The sequence below is a fragment of the Rhizobium sp. N731 genome (genome assembly GCF_001664145.1).
Taxonomy (GTDB): domain Bacteria; phylum Pseudomonadota; class Alphaproteobacteria; order Rhizobiales; family Rhizobiaceae; genus Rhizobium; species Rhizobium esperanzae.
The window spans coordinates 3,802,684-3,822,762 of sequence record NZ_CP013601.1 but is presented as its reverse complement, the minus strand read 5'-3'; the positions used below and the strand labels follow the sequence as shown (position 1 = coordinate 3,822,762).

Here is a 20,079-nt window from a genome sequence, read left to right as displayed (position 1 = left end):
GGGTTTGATCGTTCTTGCGGAGTTTTGGCCGAAGGAGAGCGGCAGTCAAGGATGCGGGGTTAGGCAGTCTCGTGCCGGCGCACGCCGTAGGCTGCCATGAAGACCTTGATCGCACCGCGGATGACGCGGTCGATTTCCTCGCGAGTCGGCGGTTCTTCCATGCTGCCGAACAGGCGGAGCTTGAAGAAACTGCCGCTGGCAAGATCGAGAAACTGGCCGGCGGCAAGATCGATGTCGTCGATCTCGAGCCGGCCTTCGGCGATATGCTGTTCCAAAAAGTCGCGCATGATGGTGCGCAGGTTTACCGGGCCTTTGAAGAAGCGTTGACAGAGCACCGGCATGCGGTCGCGAACGCCGAGAACGGTGCGCATCGCGCTGATGACCTTTTCGTCGGTCATGTGGGTGACGAAGCTCATCCCGAATTCGTACAGGCCGGATTCGGGGTCGTCATGCTCGGCAAGCGCCGTGCGCACGGCCGCCATGAAAGCGGCGCGCTCGTTCTCGATCATTGCCGAAAACAGTTCTTCCTTGTTGGTGAAATAGACGTAGAGCGTGCCCTTGGAGACTCCGGCTTCGCGCGTCACGTCGTTCATACTGGCGGCGTCGAAGCCCATCTTCATGAAGACGCGCTTGGCGCCGGCAAGAATTTGCTGGCGCTTGGCCGGATCTTCGCCAGCGGCAAATCGGCCTCCTCCAACAGGTGGGCTGAAGACGGCGGCATGGTCGGGCTTTAGCGTCATATCTCCTTAACCGTGTTCACGGTTTCGTACTTTCTTTAAAGAAATCGAACCGATTGGTTCTATACATCTTGATATGACGATAAAACAGGTTTATGTCAACTGAACCGAACCGTTCAGTTCGATTATTACTCCAAGATCGGTAAAGTGGCTATGTCGAGCAACCAGAAGAGCAACGTCGCGCGTATCGTCAGCGAAAACGCCGAGGTCGAAGAGGCAAAGGTCGCGGTCGTTGCCGAGGCTCCGACGGCGGAAGCCCTGGAAAAGCCGGCTGCTCCTGCACAATCGGCGCCGGCCCAAGCCCCGGTTGCTCCTCCTGCGGCAAAGAAGCGCCGCAGCCCGGTGCTGCCGATCGTCGTGCTTGCCCTGCTTGCGGGCGGCGGCTGGTATGGATACGAATGGTGGATGAACGGCCGGTTCATGGTGTCGACCGACGACGCCTATATCGAAGGCGATATCGCGACCATCTCACCGAAGGTGACCGGCTATGTCGCGAAGGTGAATGTTGTCGCCAACCAGGAAGTCAAGGCAGGCGACGTTCTCGCCACCCTTGATAACGGCGACTACCAGAATGCCCTCGATCAGGCGAATGCCCAGATCGCGACCGAGCAGCTTTCGCTAAGCCGTATTGATGCGCAGATTGAAGGCGCCAAGGCGAGCCTCGTGCAGGCCCAGGCTCAGAAGACTGCCCTCGAAGCCACGGTTCGTGGCGCGGAAATCAAGCAGAAGCGTCAGAGCGACCTGCAGGCAAAGTCGGTCGGCACCACCGCGGATCTCGATGATGCCAATACCGCACTCGATCAGGCCAAGGCCAATCTTGCCGGCGGCGACGCCAATATCGTGGCGGCGCAAGCCAATATCGCCATCCTCGAAGCCCAGCGCAGGGAGGCGGAAGGTTCCGTCCGCACGCTGGAAATCCAGCGCGACAAGGCCGCCCGCGACCTCTCCTTCACCGTGCTCAAGGCGCCCTATGACGGCATCGTCGGCAACCGATCTGTCCAGGAAGGCGATCTGGTCTCGCCCGGCCAGCGCCTGATGGCGCTCGTTCCGGTGCGCCAACTTTATATCGACGCCAATTTCAAGGAAACGCAGATTCAGCATCTCGTTCCTGGCTCGAAGGTCAACGTCCATGTCGATGCCTATGACGACCATCCGATCGTCGGCACTGTCGAATCGATCTCGCCGGCTTCCGGTTCGGTCTTTTCGCTGCTGCCGCCGGAAAATGCCACGGGCAACTTCACCAAGGTGATTCAGCGCGTGCCGGTGCGCATCGCGCTGCCGCAGGATGCGCTCGACAGTGGGCGTCTGCGCGCGGGCCTCAGCGTCGTCGTCGACGTCGATACCCGCACGGCGCCGAACAAGTAAACCTTCGGAGCAATTCCAGCAAAAGGAAAGGCGGAGGTGGTCCGATGGCCGGGAGCGCGACAGCAACAGCGGGAACGATGCCGGCGGCGCCTGCCCACGCCGCGGATCGCATGGATCCGAGAAAGCTCATCGCCTTCTTCGCGATGGTGCTCGGCATGTTCATGTCGATCCTCGACATCCAGATCGTCTCTGCTTCGCTCGCCGAAATCCAGGCCGGCCTGTCGGCCGGTTCCGACGAAATCGGCTGGGTGCAGACCGCCTATCTGATCGCGGAAGTGATCATGATCCCGCTTTCGGGAACACTGGCGCGCATCATCTCGACGCGCTACCTCTTCGCGATCTCGGCCGCCGGCTTTACTATGGCGAGTGCGCTTGCGGCGACGGCGACGAATATCGACCAGATGATCGTCTACCGCGCCATCCAGGGTTTCATCGGCGGCGGCATGATCCCATCGGTCTTCGCGGCCGCCTTCACCATTTTCCCGCCGTCGAAGCGCAGCATCGTCTCGCCGATCATCGGCCTGATTGCTACGCTTGCGCCGACCATCGGCCCGACCGTCGGCGGCTATCTCAGCCACGCCTTCTCCTGGCACTGGCTGTTCCTCGTCAATATCGTTCCGGGCATCATCGTCACGCTGGTTACCTGGAACTTCATCGACTTCGACAAGCCGGAACTGTCGCTCTTCAAGAAGTTCGACTGGTGGGGGCTGATCTCGATGGGCGTCTTTCTCGGCGCGCTGGAATATGTGCTCGAAGAGGGCAACTCGAACGATTGGTTCAACGACAATTCCATTGCGCTGGCTGCCGTCGCCTCCGGCGTCGCGGCCATCGTCTTTTTCTATCGCGCCTTCACGGTGGAGTTTCCCGTCGTCGACCTCAAGGCCTTTGCGAACAGGAATTTCTCCTTCGGCTCGGTGTTTTCCTTCGTCATGGGCATCGGGCTCTACGGCCTTACCTATATCTACCCCGTCTATCTCGGGCGTATCCGCGGCTATGATTCATTGATGATCGGCGAGACGATGTTCGTCTCCGGGCTTGCGATGTTCTTCACCGCGCCGATTGCCGGGCGGCTTTCGACCAAGATGGACCTGCGCCTGATGATGGTGATCGGATTCATCAGCTTCGCCGCCGGCACATACATCATGATCCACCTGACGGCGGATTGGGATTTCTACGAGCTGTTCATCCCGCAGATCCTGCGCGGCTTCGGGCTGATGATGTGCATGGTGCCGATCAACAATATCGCGCTCGGTACGATGCCGCCGTCGCGCATTCGCGGCGCGTCCGGCCTGTTCAACCTGACCAGAAACCTTGGCGGCGCCGTCGGCCTCGCGGTCATCAATACCGTGCTCACCAGCCGGCAGGATGTGCATTACGAGCGGCTGCGGGAGAATATCGACTGGGGCAATTCGGCGGCGATCGACCAGATGAACAACATGGCCGCCAATTTCAACAGTTACGGCATGGACGGCACGTCAGTCGCAATCAAGCAGATGGTCGGCCTCGCCACCAAGCAGGCGGTCATCCTTTCCTTCAGCGATGTGTTCCTGATCCTGACCGCGCTGTTCGTTGCGATGATCCTCGGTGTCGCCATGATCAAGAAACCCGCGCCGCAAGGCGGCGGAGGAGGTGGCGGCGGCCACTGACCTCCGGCCCCGTCCCTCGAAAAGGCCCTCTCCGGAGGGCCTTTTTGTTGTGGTTTCCCAGCCTCTGTGTCATCAGATGGGGGATCGCTGATCGAATCGACGCTAGCGGGCCGGCGATGCCGGAGAAATAATGCGGAAATCGCCCCGCTGGTTTTTTTGATTTACGTACATCAAATTTGGCGCTAATGGTCTCGTCAGGAGGAATGATGAGGCCAACTGTTCACGATATCGCCGCTGCGGCGGGCGTCAGTCTCGCGACTGTCGACCGGGTTCTCAATCAGCGCCCTGGTGTGCGTCATGTCACGCGGGAGAAGGTCGAGACCGCAATCCGCGAACTCGGTTATGTCAGGGACGTCGCCGCCGCCAATCTCGCCAAGGGTCGCACCTATCCGCTGGTCTTCATCCTGCCGGCCAGCGACAATTCCTTCATGCACGGGCTCAATGCCGAAATCCGGCAGGCGATCCTCCGCTCGCCGGCCGAACGCACGGATATTCGCACCATCGAGGTGCCTGCCTTCGATTCGGCCGCTCTCGTCGCCGTGCTCGAAGGGCTTTCCCGCGGAAAGCCTTGCGGCATCGCAATGGTTGCGACCGATGCGCCCGACGTGCGTGCCGTCGTCGACAGGCTGGTGCATGCGGGCTTTCCCATCGTCACGCTGGTGTCCGATCTTACCGGATCGCTGCGCCATCACTACGCCGGCGTCGACAATATCGCGGCAGGCCGCACGGCGGCCCGTCTGCTCGGCCGGTTCCTCGGGCCGCGAAAGGGCAAGATCGCCGTGCTCGCCGGCTCCATGCTGGTGCGCGACCATCGCGAGCGGCTGGAAGGGTTTACCTCGGTCATGACAGAGGAGTTTCCCGATCTTGCGATCCTTCCGGTTCTGGAAGGCCGCGACGATCCGGAGATCGCCCATATGCTCGTCGCAGAGGCACTCGGGAAGGCCGACATTATCGGCATCTATAGTCTCGGCGCCGGCAATCGCGGCCTTATCCGGGCGCTGAAGGAGAAGGCCGTCGATCGGACGCTGACAGTCATTGCCCACGAACTGACCGCCCACACGCGGGCGGCGCTCATCGACAACACGGTTGATGCGATTCTCAATCAGAATGCCGGTCATGAGGTGCGCAGCGCCATCCGGGTGCTGAAGGCCAAGGCGGACGGGCTCGCCGTCATCGACGCGCAGGAACGCATCCGCCTCGACATATTCCTGAAGGACAATCTGCCGTAACGGCAAAGGGAGAATGCCACATGTATCTCGGTCTCGATCTCGGTACCTCCGGCGTCAAGGCGATGCTGATCGACGGGGACCAGAAAATCGTCGGTTCGGCCAACGGTGCGCTCGACGTCTCGCGCCCGCATTCCGGCTGGTCGGAACAGGAACCGGCTCACTGGGTGCGCGCGACCGAGGAGGCCGTCGCCGGGCTCAAGGCAAAACATCCAAAGGAGTTCGCCGCAGTCAAGGGCATCGGCCTTTCCGGCCAGATGCACGGCGCCACGCTGATCGATGCGAGCGACAAGGTATTGCGGCCCTGCATTCTTTGGAACGATACACGCAGCCACGTCGAAGCCGCCGAACTCGACGCCGACCCGCGTTTCCGGGTGCTGACCGGCAATATCGTGTTTCCCGGCTTTACGGCGCCCAAGCTCGCCTGGGTCAGGAAGCATGAGCCTGAGACTTTCGCCAAGGTTGCCAAGGTGCTGCTGCCGAAGGATTATCTGCGTCTCTGGCTGACCGGCGAATATATTTCCGAAATGTCGGATTCCGCGGGCACCTCCTGGCTCGATACCGGCAAGCGCGGTTGGTCGTCCGAACTGCTTGCCGCCACCGGCCTTTCCAGGGAGCAGATGCCGGCGCTTGTCGAAGGCACCGATCAGGCCGGCAGACTGCGGTCCGACCTCGCGGCCCAGTGGGGCATATCAGGCTCGGTCGTCGTTGCCGGCGGCGCGGGCGATAATGCAGCCTCGGCCTGCGGCATGGGCACGGTCAGCGATGGCGCAGCCTTCGTCTCGCTCGGCACATCGGGCGTGCTTTTTGCCGCCAACGGCTCCTATCTGCCGAAGCCGGAAAGCGCCGTGCATGCGTTCTGCCATGCGCTGCCCAACACCTGGCATCAGATGGGCGTCATCCTCTCGGCCACCGATGCGCTCAACTGGCATTCCGGTGTGACCGGCAAATCGGCCGCCGATCTCACAGGCGAACTCGGCGAGACGCTGAAGGCGCCTTCCGGCGTCACCTTCCTGCCCTATCTCTCAGGCGAGCGTACGCCGCACAATGACGCTGTCATACGCGGCGCCTTCATCGGCCTCGGACATGAGAGCAGCCGCGCGGTGCTAACCCAGGCCGTGCTCGAAGGTGTGGCTTTCGCCATCCGCGACAACCTCGAAGCGTTGCGTTCGGCCGGCACCCGCATCGCGCGCGTGACCGCAATCGGCGGCGGTTCGCGCTCGCACTATTGGCTGGCGTCGATCGCCACCGCGCTCGGCGTTCCGGTCGACCTGCCGGCTGACGGCGATTTCGGCGCGGCCTTCGGCGCTGCTCGTCTCGGTCTGATCGCGGCGACGGGTGCCGATCCGATCGCCGTCTGCACGCCGCCGATGACAGCAGGCACGATCGAACCGGTCGCAGCGCTGAAGGACGCTTACGAGGACGCTTACAAGCGCTATCGGGCGCTCTATCCGGCGATCAAGTCGCTGGCGCGTTGAGAACTGGAGCCGGCGGCCCCCTCATCCACCTGCCGGCACCCTCTCCCCGAGGGGAGAAGAGACTCGCTGGAGCGCCCCATTCCCCTTCTCCCCTCAGGGAGAAGGTGGCCCGAAGGGTCGGATGAGGGGGCTGGTGGCACGAACGATAAGACTGAACGACGAACCCAAGGAGACCCCAACATGAGCACCGGATTTTTCGGCGATATCCAGAAGATCAAATATGAGGGCCCAGACAGCACCAATCCGCTGGCCTTCCGCTATTACAAGCCGGACGAGATCGTCCTCGGCAAGCGGATGGAAGACCATTTGCGTTTTGCGGTAGCCTACTGGCACACCTTCACCTGGCCGGGTGGCGACCCCTTCGGCGGCCAGACCTTCCTGCGTCCCTGGTTCGAAGATACGATGAAGGCGGCCAAACTCAAAGCCGATGTCGCTTTCGAATTCTTTTCGCTGCTGGGCGCACCCTACTATTGCTTCCATGACGCCGATGTGCGCCCGGAGGGCAAGAATTTTGCCGAAAACACCAGGAACCTCAATGAGATCGTCGATTATTTCGCCGAGAAGCAGGCGGCGACCGGCGCCAAGCTGCTCTGGGGTACGGCGAACCTGTTCTCCAACCGCCGCTACATGTCGGGTGCGGCGACCAACCCCGATCCAGACGTCTTTGCCTTCGCCGCTGCAACGGTCAAGACCTGCATCGACGCCACGCAGAAGCTCGGCGGCGAGAACTACGTGCTTTGGGGCGGCCGCGAAGGTTACGAGACGCTGCTCAACACCGATCTCAAGCGCGAGCTCGACCAGCTCGGCCGCTTCCTCAACCTCGTCGTCGAATACAAGCACAAGATCGGCTTCAAGGGCACGATCCTGATCGAGCCGAAGCCGCAGGAGCCGACCAAGCACCAGTATGATTACGACGTCGCGACCGTCTACGGCTTCCTCAAGAAGCACGGTCTCGAAAACGAGGTGAAGGTCAATATCGAGCAGGGCCATGCAATCCTTGCCGGCCATTCCTTCGAGCACGAGCTGGCGCTTGCCAATGCGCTTGGCATCTTCGGCTCGATCGACATGAACCGCAACGACTACCAGTCCGGCTGGGACACCGACCAGTTCCCGAACAATGTTCCGGAAATGGCGCTTGCCTATTACCACGTTCTGGCAGGCGGTGGCCTCAAGACCGGCGGCACCAACTTCGATGCGAAGCTGCGCCGCCAGTCACTCGACCCGGCGGACCTCCTGATCGGTCATATCGGCGGCATGGATTGCTGTGCCCGCGGCCTGAAGGCGGCTGCCAAGATGATCGAGGACAAGGCCCTGTCGCAGCCGCTCGCCGATCGTTACGCCGGCTGGGAATCGGCCGAGGCGCAGAAGCTCTTCCGCGGTGAGTATTCGCTGGATGAGATCACCAACTGGGTCGAGAGCCACGACGTGAACCCGCAGCCGAAATCCGGCAAGCAGGAACTGCTCGAAAACGTCGTCAACCGTTACGTTTGATAAAACGCGCCGGCGGCCAGCGGTCGCCGGCGTCACCCCTCTAAATTATTCCCGGCTCAGCGCTTCAACCAGTTGCGTGAGGGCGCGGAGACGGAGTTTCGCACCACCAGATCCGGCCTCAGCAGGATTTCCGTCTCGGCCGGGCGGCCGTCGGACAGAAGTTCCAATAGCAGTGCCATCGCCTGTTTGCCGATCGCGGTTCTCGGCTGGCGGATCGTCGTCAGCGATGGGGATATGAAGACGGCCTGCGGCACGTCGTCGAAGCCGGTCACCGAGAAATCTCGCGGAATATCATAGCCTCGCGCGCCGAGCCCGATCATGACGCCGATCGCCGTCTGATCGTTCACGCACATGAAGGCTGTGGGAAGCGTGTCGCGCATGAAAAGCTGCTCGACCGCGTGCCGGCCGCTTTCGATCGTGCCGTCGCCCTCGAGCACGATCCGCAAGTCGGGCGGAATGCCAGCAGCATCGAGACCGGCGTCGTACCCCATGCGGCGCCTGGCATAGGCGAGCCGGGTGCGGGAATCGCCGATGAAGGCGATCTTGCGATGCCCTTCCGCCAGCAGCAGGTCCACCGCTTTCCGAGCGCCCTCGGTATCGTCGACGCCGACATAGGGAATGCCGCCGTTGAAGACCGGTTCGAAAACCCCGACGCTCGGCGGCAGCCGCGCCGTCATGGTCTGATGACCGAAGGGCAGGATGCCGGTGAAGAGGATGAGTCCGGCCGCCTGGTTCGAGTTGAAGAATTTCAGATATTCCAGGCCGCGCTGGGCATCGTTCTGGGTGTGGCCGATCAGGACGCCGTAGCCGTGGGCGCGGGCCTCGTTCTCCAGTCCGACGAGAATATTGGAAAAATTGGGATCGCCGATATCGGGCGCCACCACGAGGATCATGTTGGAGCGGCCGAGCCTCAGGCTGCGCGCCATGGCATTGGTCGTATAACCGGTGATGGCGATCGCCTGGTTGACCTTGAGCCGCGTCGAGTTGGCGACCTTCTCCGGCGTGTGGATTGCCCGGGAAACCGTCGCGATGGAGACCTCGGCGATCCGGGCGACGTCTTCGATGGTTGCGGGCGTGGAATTCGACACTGCGCTCTGCCTTGGGGCTGTCTTCGCCGCGACACTACACAGACTTGCCGAGAGGTCAAAGGCAAGCGTCAACTGATCTGTGTTAATCCACGATGTAAACCTTTACATGCCTTATGTAAAGGTTTACATAAGGCTCGAAGCGGACGGGAGCCGCGTGCGCGTGCCTGTTTGAGGGCCTGAGGCGGTTTTCAGAAGGAAAATGTGCGCTAGTTCAAAACGGAGCGTTGCCGGAGTGCGGCGCTCTAGGGGGAGGGCATAATGACCGTGGAGATCGCCGACACCGCACCCGTGGTGCTGTCCGCCAGGCGCATATGCAAATCCTTCAGCGGCGTGCAGGTCCTCTTCAGCGTCAACTTCGATCTCCGCGCCGGCGAAATCCATGCGCTCATGGGTGAAAACGGCGCTGGCAAATCGACGCTCGTCAAGGTGCTCTCAGGTTTCGAACAGCCAAGTTCCGGCGAGATCCTGCTTGACGGCAAGCCTGTGGTGCTGCCGCCGAATGGTGCCGCGGAAGCGCTCGGCATCGTCATCATTCACCAGGAATTCAACCTCGCCGACCATCTGACCGTGACGGAGAGCCTTTTCCTCGGTCGCGAAGTGACGCGTCTCGGCGTGCTCGACCGCAAATATATGCGCGCCGAGACGCGCAAGGTTCTCGACGTGCTCGGTTCGCATGTCGATGAGAATGCTTTGATCAGCACGCTTTCCATCGCCGACAAGCAAATGGTCGAGATCGCCAAGGCGATCAGCCGCGATGCGCGCGTCGTGTTCATGGACGAGCCGACCGCCGTGTTGTCGCGGGAAGAGACCAATATGCTGTTCAAGCAGGTCCGCAAGCTGCGCGACCAGGGCACGAGCTTCGTCTTCGTGTCCCACAAGCTCGACGAGGTGATGGAACTGACCGATCGGGTGACGGTGCTGCGCGACGGCCAGTGGATCAAGACGTCGCCGACCTCCATTCTCGATGGGGAATCGATCGCACAGCTGATGGTCGGCCGCGAACTTTCCAGCCTCTATCCCGCCAAAGTCGAGCCCGATGTCGACGAGGAGGTCGTCTTAAGCGTTTCCTCGGTGTCGACGGGTTATGTCAGGGATGCAAGCTTCGAAGTACGCAAGGGCGAGATCATCGGGTTTTCCGGCCTGATCGGCTCCGGCCGTACCGAGTTGATGGAGGCGATTGCCGGGCTGCGGCCCCGCCTCGAGGGCGAGGTGGTCATCAAGGGGCAAGCGGTCCCCTCCGGCGACGTGCACGCGGCCAATCGCTGCGGTCTTGCCTATATGACCAAGGATCGCAAGTCGAAGGGTCTATTGCTGCGCTCCGGCATGGCGACCAATCTGACGCTGCAATCGCTCGGAAGACATTCGCGCCACGGCTATCTCAGCCCGAGCAGCGAGGCGGCCGCACTGGCGAAAGCCAAGCGTCGTTTCGACATCAGAGTTCGCGACACCAATATCGTCGCCGGTCGCATGTCGGGCGGAAACCAGCAGAAGCTGCTGCTCGCCAAAGTCATGGAGACGGATCCTGACATCATCATCATCGACGAGCCGACGCGCGGCATCGATGTCGGCACCAAGCAGCAGATCTATCATTTCATTTCGGCGCTCGCCCGGGACGGCCGGTCAATCATCGTCGTGTCGTCGGAAATGCCCGAAGTTATCGGTCTCTGCACAAGAGTGGCCGTGATGCGCGAAGGACGGATTGTCGGCGTGCTCGAGGGCGACGAGATTTCCGAGCAGGAGATCATGCGTTACGCCGCCGGGCTCAAAAAGAAGGTGGCTGCGTGAGGCCGGAGCGAGACTTCGTCGACGCGGACAATAGCTAGGATGCCCAGACGAACTGGGACGGGAGGTTGGTTTTGGACATGAGCATTAACGAGGAGACCAGGGCGATCCGGCGCAGGTCCTGGCGTGACGTTGATCTGCGCGCGGTTGCACCGTTTGCCGCCTTGGCCTTGCTCCTGATTGTCGGCGCACTGGTCAACCCGAATTTCATCGGCATCACCAATCTTGCCAACGTCGCGACACGCTGCGCTTTCATCGCCATTATCGCGGTCGGCGCCACCTTCGTGATCTCGGCCGGAGATCTCGACCTTTCCGTTGGCTCGATGGTCGCCTTCGTCGCCAGCCTGATGATCCTGCTCATCAATTCGGGCGTCATTGCCGATCCGGTGCTGATGCTGACGGCCGCGGTGGTGTTTACGGTGATTGCGGGGGCTCTTTGCGGCCTCGCAAACGGCCTCATCACCACCGTCGGCAAGATCGAGCCTTTCATCGCCACACTCGGCACAATGGGCATTTATCGCGGCTTGACCACCTGGCTGTCGCAGGGGGGCGCGATCACCTTGCGCTCGACTGAAATCCAGACGCTCTACCGTCCGGCCTATTTCGGCAATATTCTCGGTATTCCCGTGCCGATCGTGGTGATCCTCGTCGTCACCGCGATTGCAGCCTTCATCCTCTACCGCACCCGTTACGGCCGCCACGTCGTGGCTGTCGGTTCGAACAGTGACGTCGCGCGCTATTCGGGCATTGCCGTCAACCGCGTGCGCACCATTGCCTTCGTCATCCAGGGCCTCTGTGTGGCGATTGCCGTGCTGCTCTATGTGCCGCGTCTCGGATCCACCTCGGCAACGACCGGCATCCTGTGGGAGTTGCAGGCCATCACCGCCGTCGTCGTTGGCGGCACGGCTCTCAAGGGTGGCGCCGGCCGGGTCTGGGGCACCATCTGCGGCGCCTTCATTCTCGAACTCGTCGGCAACATCATGCTGCTTTCGAACTTCATCAGCGAATATCTCATCGGCGCGATCCAGGGTGCAATCATCATCATCGCCATGCTGGTGCAGCGGTCGCTGGTTCGCAAATCCTAAGGCAAAAAACTTCTCGGATTGGCCGGGCTTGACAGGGCACCCGGTTCGGATTGGACAAGTCCCTGATATTTTTGGGAGGAAATAGCATGCGCAAGCTCATGTTGGGTCTGGCGGTTGCGGGGGTGGCTTTTGCCGGTGCAGCCTACGCCCAGGACAAGAACTACACGATCGGTGTGTCCATTCCGGCCGCCGATCACGGCTGGACATCCGGCGTCGTGTTCCATGCCGAGCGTATTGCCAAGAAGCTGATGGCCGAGCATCCGGGCCTGAACGTCATCGTCAAGACCTCGCCGGATGCCGCGACGCAGGCAAACGCCGTGCAGGACCTCGATACGCAAGGCATCGATGCACTCGTCATCCTGCCGTCGGATCCGGATCCGCTTGTCAACGCCATCAAGGAAGTCAAGGACAAGGGCAAGTTCGTCGCGCTTGTCGACCGCGCCCCGTCGAACAACGACAATTCCGTGCGCGATCTTTACGTTGCCGGCAACAACCCGGCGCTCGGCGAAGTCGCCGGCAAATATATTGCCGAAAAGACGCCGGAAGCCGAAGTTGTCGTTATCCGCGGTCTGCCGATCCCGATCGATCAGCAGCGCCAGGACGGCTTCGACAAGGGTATTGCCGGCTCCAAGGTCAAGGTTCTCGACCGCCAGTATGGCAACTGGAACCGCGACGACGCCTTCAAGGTGATGCAGGACTATCTGACGAAGTACCCCAAGATCGACGTCGTCTGGTGCCAGGACGATGATATGGCCGTCGGCGTTCTTCAGGCGATCGAGCAGGCCAAGCGCACCGACATTCAGTATGTCGTCGCCGGCGCCGGCTCCAAGGACATGGTCAAGAAGGTCATGGATGGCGACAAGCTGATCCCGGTCGACGTTCTCTATCCGCCGGCGATGGTCGGTACGGCAATGGAGTTGACAGCAGCGGCGCTCTACGACCAGGTCCCGGTTCACGGCAACTACATTCTCGACGCGACGCTCGTCACCAAAGAGAATGCCAAGAACTTCTACTTCCCGGATTCTCCGTTCTGATCACCCGATCAAGAGGGTGCGCCCATTCGCAAGGATGGGCGCATTTTTATGCCCTCACGCGGCGGACGGCGAAAATGCTGCACGTACCTCTTGCCCGCCACAGCCCATCATGATTAGGTCGCAGCCATACCGCATCTGGCCTCGCGCCAAATCCGGCCGCAAGTGCGAGGAGGCACCTTGCTCCCGCCGAAATGCGTGCTACAAGTTCTTCAGAAACGTTTACGGTCGATATTCAGGGAGGAATCTGACATGAAGACGATCAAGGGTCCCGGCCTTTTCCTTGGCCAGTTTGCAGGCGATACCGCGCCTTTCAATTCTTGGGACGCGATCACCAAATGGGCGGCCGACATCGGCTACAAGGGGGTTCAGGTTCCGACCTGGGCGAGCCAGCTGATCGATCTGAAAAAGGCCGCAACCTCCAAGGATTATTGCGACGAGTTCGCCGGCAAGGCCCGTGAAAACGGCATCGAAATCACCGAGCTTTCGACCCATCTGCAAGGCCAGCTGGTTGCCGTTCACCCCGCCTATGACGAAGCATTCGACGGATTTGCGGCGCCCGAGGTGCGCGGCAATCCGAAAGCTCGTCAGGAATGGGCGGTCGAGCAGGTCAAGATGGCGCTGACGGCATCGAAAAACCTCGGCCTCAAGGCGCATGCGACCTTCTCCGGCGCGCTTGCCTGGCCCTTCATCTATCCCTGGCCGCAGCGTCCCGCCGGTCTGGTGGAGACGGCCTTCGACGAGCTTGCCCGCCGCTGGACGCCGATCCTCAACCATGCCGATGAGAACGGCATCGATGTCTGCTACGAGATCCATCCGGGCGAGGACCTGCATGACGGCATCACCTTCGAGATGTTCCTGGAACGCGTGAAGAACCATTCGCGCGCCAACATGCTCTACGATCCCTCGCATTACATCCTGCAATGCCTCGACTATCTCGAGAACATCGACATCTACAAGGACCGCATCAAGATGTTCCACGTCAAGGATGCTGAGTTCAATCCGACCGGGCGCCAGGGCGTCTACGGTGGTTACCAGGGCTGGGTGGAACGCGCCGGCCGCTTCCGATCGCTCGGTGACGGTCAGGTCGATTTCGGTGCGGTCTTCTCGAAGATGACGGCCAATAATTTCGAAGGCTGGGCCGTGGTCGAATGGGAATGCGCGCTGAAACATCCGGAGGACGGCGCCCGCGAGGGGGCCGAATTCGTCGCCGCCCATATCATCCGCGTCACGGAAAAGGCTTTCGACGATTTTGCCGGCAGCGGCACCGATCAGGCGGCCAATCGGCGGATGCTCGGGCTTTAAATAAAAGGCGTGCCGTGAGGCTGCCCCTCACCCTAACCCTCTCCCCGTTTTGACGGGGAGAGGAACTTGCCACGCCGGGCGACGGAGTTGGCATCGACGTCGGCGCATATGCCTTCTCCCCGCGAGCGGGGAGAAGGTGGCGGCAGCCGGATGAGGGGCGCATCCGCGCCAAGATCAAATTCCAGGAGGACAAAATGGCAATCGAAGCATCATCCGAACAGACCCGCGAGCCGCGCATTCGACTCGGCATGGTGGGCGGCGGCGCGGGCGCGTTCATCGGTGCGGTGCACCGCATCGCGGCCCGCATCGACGATCAGTACGATCTTATTGCAGGCGCGCTGTCGTCGACACCTGAGAAGGCGGTTCAGTCCGGACGCGATCTCGGGCTAGACCCGTCGCGGACCTATTCCAGCTATCGCGAGATGGCGATCCGGGAGGCGAAGCTGAAGAACGGCATCGAGGCGGTGGCGATCGTTACCCCGAACCATGTGCATTACGACGCGGCCAAGGAATTCCTGAAGCGCGGCATTCATGTCATCTGCGACAAGCCGCTGACGTCAAACCTGGCGGATGCGAAGAAGCTGAAAAAGGTGGCCGACGAGAGCGGCGCGCTGTTCGTGTTGACTCATAATTACACCGGTTACCCGATGGTTCGTCAGGCGCGCGAGATGATCGCGAACGGCGAACTTGGGGATATAAGAGTCGTCCAGGCCGAATATCCGCAGGATTGGCTGACGGAAGCGGTCGAGCAGACCGGCCAGAAACAGGCTGCCTGGCGCACTGATCCGGCCCAGTCCGGCGTCGGCGGGTCCACAGGCGATATCGGCACGCATGCGTATAATCTCGCCTCCTTCATCACCGGGCTGGAACTCGACAGCCTGGCCGCCGATCTCGACAGTTTCGTTCCCGGCCGCCGGCTGGATGATAATGCTCATGTCATGCTGCGCTTCAAGGCAAAGGGTTCGGAGAAGCCGGCCAAGGGCATGCTCTGGTGCAGCCAGGTGGCGCCGGGCCATGAGAACGGCCTGATGGTGCGTGTCTACGGCAGCAAGGGCGGGCTGGAATGGACCCAGAAGGACCCGAACTACCTCTGGTACACGCCGTTCGGCGAACCGAAGCGGCTGATCACCCGCGGCGGCGCCGGCGCCGGAGCGGCAGCCGGTCGTGTCTCGCGCGTGCCGTCGGGGCATCCGGAAGGTTACCTCGAGGCGTTCGCGACGATTTATACGGAAGCTGCGCATGCGATCAACGCCCGCAAGAAGGGCAAGGACGTGGACAAGGCAGTGGTCTACCCGACAGTCGACGATGGCGTGAAGGGCGTGGCCTTCGTCGAGGCCTGTGTTGCCTCGTCCAAGAAAAACGGCGCCTGGGTCAAGCTCTGAGCTTTGGCGATCGCGCCTCGATGGCGCGGAGTCGCGAGAAATGCCGAGGCAGTTTTGGGCCGCCTCGGCTTGTCCGTCATGCGTCAGGCCGTATCGCGGTTGCGCTGCATGAGCGCGTCGACGCTGAGCAGCCCGGCGCCTGCCGCCACCAAATAGAGAAACACGAAGCAGAACAGGATCGCGGCGACGCCGCCGTTCTGCGCGGGATATAAGCTCTTTCCCGCATGGCCGATGAAATAGGCGAAAGCCATCAGGCCCGAGAGCACGAAGGCTGCGATGCGCGTCTGGAATCCCACCAGGACGAGAAAGCCGAGAGTGAGTTCGATCAATCCGGCAATCCAGGAGAGCGAGCCCATCGGCGGCACGCTTGCCGCTGCCGGAAAGTGCAGGATCTTCTGCGTTCCATAGCTGAAAAGCACGAGCGACGAGACGATGCGCAGCAGGCTCAGCAGATGCGGCTGCAGCAGATGGATCGAAGACAGCATTGGATTCCTTTCATGCTTGCGAATATCTCCGCTGTGTAGTGATCATGGCCCCTGCAGCAAATCACGACTGCTGACATTCGCGTTATGAGAGCAATTGGAGGCGAAAAATGCTGCAGGTCGAGGCGGCTGACCTGCGCCGCCGCCGCTCGGCCGCCCAAACTGTAACGTTGCAGTTTTTCTCCTGCCCGGCCTGTACTTTGCTTGCCGGCTTGGCTAAATCCGACCCCCACGGTCAATTCAGATGCTGAGAGACGGGATTTACAGATGATCGACGCGAAGACGCTTGCAAGCCGCTTTCCCGGTGATTTCACCTTCGGCGTTGCCACCGCCGCCTTCCAGATCGAAGGCGCCGGCAAGGCCGATGGCCGCAAGCCGTCCATCTGGGATGCCTTCTGCAATATGCCCGGCCGCGTCCATAACCGCGACAACGGCGACATTGCCTGCGACCACTATAACCGCCTGGAGCAGGACCTCGATCTCATCAAGGATATGGGAGTCGAGGCCTACCGTTTTTCCATTGCCTGGCCACGCATCATCCCGGAGGGCACTGGCCCGGTAAACGAGGCGGGCCTCGATTTCTATGATCGGCTTGTTGATGGCTGCAAGGCGCGCGGGATCAAGACCTTCGCGACGCTCTACCACTGGGACCTGCCCCTGCTGCTCGCCGGCGACGGCGGCTGGACGGCGCGTTCGACCGCTTATGCCTACCAGCGTTACGCCAAGACTGTCATGAGCCGCCTCGGCGATCGCCTCGACGCCGTCGCGACTTTCAACGAGCCGTGGTGCATCGTCTGGCTGAGCCATCTCTACGGCATCCATGCTCCCGGTGAGCGCAACATGCAGGCTGCCCTTCACGCCATGCATTATATGAACCTTGCCCATGGCCTCGGGGTTGAGGCAATCCGTTCGGAAGCTCCCAATGTGCCGGTCGGGCTCGTGCTCAACGCCGCCTCGGTCATCCCGGGTTCCGACAGCCCGGCCGATCTGGCAGCCGCCGAACGGGCGCATCACTTCCACAACGGCGCCTTCTTTGATCCTGTCTTCAAGGGCGAATATCCGAAGGAATTCGTCGAGGCGCTCGGTGACCGCATGCCCGTCATCGAGGATGGCGACCTGAAGCTGATCAGCCAGAAACTCGACTGGTGGGGCCTGAATTACTACACGCCCGAGCGCGTCACCGACGATGCCGAGCGAAAGGGCGATTTCCCCTGGACGATGAAAGCTCCGCCGGCAAGTGACGTCAAGACCGATATCGGCTGGGAAATCTATGCGCCGGGCTTGAAGCTCCTGGTCGAGAACCTCTATCGCCGCTATGACCTGCCGGAATGCTACATCACCGAGAACGGCGCCTGCGACAATAGCGGTGTTGTCGATGGCGAGGTCGATGATAGGATGCGCCTCGATTATCTCGGCGATCATCTCGATGTCGTGGCCGACCTCATCAAGAATGGCTACCCCCTGCGCGGCTATTTTGCCTGGAGCCTGATGGACAACTTCGAATGGGCGGAAGGCTATCGCATGCGCTTCGGTCTCGTCCACGTCGATTATGAGACGCAGCGGCGCACGGTGAAGAAGAGCGGCAAATGGTATCGCGAACTGGCGGCTGAATTTCCGAAAGGCAATCACACGCCGGCTCAGCATAGCAAACTCAAAAAATAGACCAGCGGCAAGCTGCGACAGGCGGTTGCTTAAACGTTTCTGAACCCTTGACTGGCAAACTCCGCTGGTCAGGGAGCCGGAATGCAAATACTCCAAAAATTGCAGGGCAGGGGATCGGGCATAGGCCGTCACATCACCGTCACGGGCGTGCTGTTCTCCTTTGCCGTCATCGTCGCCGTCGCCACCATCATGGTGTTGACGGCAATCGAACGCGTGGCTGAGAACGCCAATGTGCTTGATGACGAGCGCTCGCGCGAAACGACGATCGGCGCGTTGAAGACCTTCGAGGATCAGCTCGGTGCGACTCTCGACGATTACGCCGCCTGGGACGACGCCGCCGCCAATGTCTATGCGCCCGATGGCATGGCATGGACGGTCAGCAACTACGGCGAAATGTCGGTCAACAGCTCGCTGTTCGACATGGCGATTGTGATCGATGATGCGAAGAATTCGATCATCGCCTATCGCGACGGCAAGCCGATGGAGGAGCCGCTCGCGGATTTCTTCTCGCCGTCGCTCTGGAAATTGCTCGACGCGGTGAAGGCGGCCGGCCCGGCCGATACTCCGCAGGCGGTTGGTTTCATCACTACCAAACGCGGCATTGCCGCTGTCGGCGTGGCATTGGTGCGGAAGAAATCCGGCGCGCTTGATGCACCCGCCGGCCAGCACCGTTATCTCATTTTCGCCCGGCATCTCGATGACGACAGGGTGGCTGGACTCGGCCAGACCTATGTGATCGGCGGACTGAGGCTGGCGCCGCCGAGTTTCGCGGCCGAATATCTCGTCTCGATCGACGATCCGACGGGGGCAACGATCGGCAAGCTCGTCTGGAATTCGCGCTCACCCGGCAATATTGCCTACGCGCAGGTGCGGCCGATGGTCATTCAGGCACTCGGTCTCGTCGGGCTTTTCTTCGTGGTTCTGCTGGCCATCGGCTGGTTGGCCGGCCGACGCCTGAAGGCGGAGGAAAACAGCGCACGAGAAGAGGCGCTGCGCGACAGGCTGAGCGGCCTTTCCAATCGCGACGGCCTCGGGCTCGCCGTCGATCGTTATGTCCTCGAAGCGCGCCAGAGCAAGCGCAACGTGCTGCTCCTCTATCTCGACCTCGACGGTTTCAAGGAAGTCAATGACAGCTATGGACATGGCACGGGCGATCAGTTGATCCGCGCGGTCGCGGCGGGCCTCAAGGTATTGATTCCGCAAGGCGCGGTTCTCGCCCGCATCGGCGGAGATGAATTTGCGATCGCCTTTCTCTCCGATGGCGAGAACGCCGCCGCCCTGCAGCTTGCCGAGCAGATCCTCGATTTTCTCGTCGAGCCGCTGGAGATCGGTCGCCGTGTCGTCGTCGTCGGCGCCAGCATCGGCATCGCCATGTCGCCTGCCGGCGCACTCGATCGCGAGGAGCTGGTGCGCCGTTCCGACCTTGCCATGTATAAGGCGAAGGAGGCGGGCCGTGCGCGCATGACGCTCTACGATCCGTCGATGGACGCGGACCGGCAGCAGCGCAATGCACTGGAGCTCGATCTCAGAATCGCCATCGAAAGCGGCGACCTGACCCTTGCCTATCAGCCGTTGGTCGATGCGGGCACGCATGCGCTGACCGGCGTCGAGGCGCTGGTGCGCTGGAACCGTCCGGGCCACGGCCCGGTTTCGCCCGAGGTGTTCATTCCGATCGCCGAGACCAGCGGCCTCATTGAATCGCTCGGCCTGTTCGTGCTGCGCAAGGCCTGCGAGACAGCCAAGCAGTGGCCGGAACTGAACGTCTCGGTCAATGTCTCGCCCGGCCAGTTCCGCAATCCCGCCTTCACCGACTATGTGCGCTACGTGTTGAAGCAGACGGAGATCGAGGCCAGCCGCATCACCCTCGAGATCACCGAAGGTTATATGATTCAGAATCCGCAGCGTACCCGCCAGTCGATCGAACGGCTGAAGGGGCTGGGGGTCAAGGTGGCGCTCGATGACTTCGGTTCCGGTTTCTCCTCGATCGGTTATCTCAGGCAGTTCGGCTTCGATCGCATCAAGATCGACCGCTCGCTGGTCATGGGCGTCAACGAAGACAAGCGCCAGCGCGAAATGCTGCAGGCGACGGTGGCGCTCGCCCGCTCGCTCGACATACCGGTGACGGCGGAAGGCATCGAGACCGAGGGGCAGGCGGTCGCCATGCGCCTGTTCGGCTGCGACTGTCTGCAGGGCTATTTGTTCGGAAAGCCTCTGGCGGCCGAACGAATTACCGAGATGCTCAACGAGCTTCGTACTGCGGAGCAGCCAACCCGGCGCCGCCTCGGCGCGGCCTGACGGCGAGATTCCCGGGGCGCGAGC

At 61.5% G+C, this 20,079-nt stretch carries 15 protein-coding genes; 12 read left to right on the top strand and 3 right to left on the bottom strand.

Features of this window, described 5'->3' with window-relative positions:
- Positions 1 to 59: 59 nt before the first annotated feature.
- The gene (locus tag AMK02_RS18530) at positions 60 to 740 is read right to left on the bottom strand and encodes a TetR/AcrR family transcriptional regulator (protein WP_064805065.1); all 681 of its coding nucleotides are present in this window, start codon (positions 738 to 740) and stop codon (positions 60 to 62) included.
- A 150-nt stretch (positions 741 to 890) separates the two neighbouring features.
- Between AMK02_RS18530 and AMK02_RS18525 the strand changes: the two genes are divergently transcribed.
- From AMK02_RS18525 to xylA, 5 genes are all read left to right on the top strand, one after another.
- Entirely contained in the window at positions 891 to 2,102 is a 1,212-nt protein-coding gene (locus AMK02_RS18525) for an HlyD family secretion protein (protein ID WP_064805063.1), read from the top strand.
- Positions 2,103 to 2,146: 44 nt separating this feature from the next.
- The gene (locus tag AMK02_RS18520; protein WP_064805062.1) at positions 2,147 to 3,748 is read left to right on the top strand and encodes a DHA2 family efflux MFS transporter permease subunit; all 1,602 of its coding nucleotides are present in this window, start codon (positions 2,147 to 2,149) and stop codon (positions 3,746 to 3,748) included.
- A 206-nt stretch (positions 3,749 to 3,954) separates the two neighbouring features.
- On the top strand, positions 3,955 to 4,977 hold the full coding sequence (locus AMK02_RS18515) for a LacI family DNA-binding transcriptional regulator (protein ID WP_064805060.1): 1,023 nt from the start codon (positions 3,955 to 3,957) through the stop codon (positions 4,975 to 4,977).
- 20 nt (positions 4,978 to 4,997) lie between these two features.
- Positions 4,998 to 6,452: a xylulokinase gene (gene xylB, locus AMK02_RS18510; protein WP_064805058.1), complete on the top strand. Its 1,455-nt coding sequence runs from the start codon at positions 4,998 to 5,000 to the stop codon at positions 6,450 to 6,452.
- Between the two features lie 180 nt (positions 6,453 to 6,632).
- Positions 6,633 to 7,943: a xylose isomerase gene (xylA, locus tag AMK02_RS18505; protein WP_064805056.1), complete on the top strand. Its 1,311-nt coding sequence runs from the start codon at positions 6,633 to 6,635 to the stop codon at positions 7,941 to 7,943.
- Positions 7,944 to 7,999: 56 nt separating this feature from the next.
- Here the strand turns inward: xylA and AMK02_RS18500 are convergent, their stop codons facing one another.
- Complete coding sequence (locus AMK02_RS18500; RefSeq protein ID WP_064805054.1) at positions 8,000 to 9,031, bottom strand: LacI family DNA-binding transcriptional regulator; 1,032 nt, start codon at positions 9,029 to 9,031, stop codon at positions 8,000 to 8,002.
- 258 nt (positions 9,032 to 9,289) lie between these two features.
- On the opposite strand from AMK02_RS18500, the gene AMK02_RS18495 reads away from it, so the two are divergent.
- The 5 genes from AMK02_RS18495 to AMK02_RS18475 all read left to right on the top strand — a co-directional run bounded on the left by AMK02_RS18495 (position 9,290) and on the right by AMK02_RS18475 (position 15,616).
- Positions 9,290 to 10,816: a sugar ABC transporter ATP-binding protein gene (locus AMK02_RS18495; protein WP_064805052.1), complete on the top strand. Its 1,527-nt coding sequence runs from the start codon at positions 9,290 to 9,292 to the stop codon at positions 10,814 to 10,816.
- 77 nt (positions 10,817 to 10,893) lie between these two features.
- On the top strand, positions 10,894 to 11,898 hold the full coding sequence (locus tag AMK02_RS18490) for an ABC transporter permease (protein WP_064805050.1): 1,005 nt from the start codon (positions 10,894 to 10,896) through the stop codon (positions 11,896 to 11,898).
- A gap of 86 nt (positions 11,899 to 11,984) precedes the next feature.
- Positions 11,985 to 12,932: a substrate-binding domain-containing protein gene (locus tag AMK02_RS18485; protein WP_011426857.1), complete on the top strand. Its 948-nt coding sequence runs from the start codon at positions 11,985 to 11,987 to the stop codon at positions 12,930 to 12,932.
- Positions 12,933 to 13,181: 249 nt separating this feature from the next.
- Complete coding sequence (locus AMK02_RS18480; RefSeq protein ID WP_064805048.1) at positions 13,182 to 14,234, top strand: sugar phosphate isomerase/epimerase family protein; 1,053 nt, start codon at positions 13,182 to 13,184, stop codon at positions 14,232 to 14,234.
- A gap of 194 nt (positions 14,235 to 14,428) precedes the next feature.
- On the top strand, positions 14,429 to 15,616 hold the full coding sequence (locus tag AMK02_RS18475) for a Gfo/Idh/MocA family protein (RefSeq protein ID WP_064805046.1): 1,188 nt from the start codon (positions 14,429 to 14,431) through the stop codon (positions 15,614 to 15,616).
- Between the two features lie 83 nt (positions 15,617 to 15,699).
- On the opposite strand, the gene AMK02_RS18470 is transcribed toward AMK02_RS18475, so the two are convergent.
- The gene (locus AMK02_RS18470; RefSeq protein ID WP_064805044.1) at positions 15,700 to 16,101 is read right to left on the bottom strand and encodes a DoxX family protein; all 402 of its coding nucleotides are present in this window, start codon (positions 16,099 to 16,101) and stop codon (positions 15,700 to 15,702) included.
- 264 nt (positions 16,102 to 16,365) lie between these two features.
- On the opposite strand from AMK02_RS18470, the gene AMK02_RS18465 reads away from it, so the two are divergent.
- Entirely contained in the window at positions 16,366 to 17,760 is a 1,395-nt protein-coding gene (locus AMK02_RS18465; protein ID WP_064805042.1) for a GH1 family beta-glucosidase, read from the top strand.
- Positions 17,761 to 17,841: 81 nt separating this feature from the next.
- Complete coding sequence (locus AMK02_RS18460; RefSeq protein ID WP_064805040.1) at positions 17,842 to 20,055, top strand: bifunctional diguanylate cyclase/phosphodiesterase; 2,214 nt, start codon at positions 17,842 to 17,844, stop codon at positions 20,053 to 20,055.
- The last annotated feature ends 24 nt before the right edge of the window (positions 20,056 to 20,079 follow it).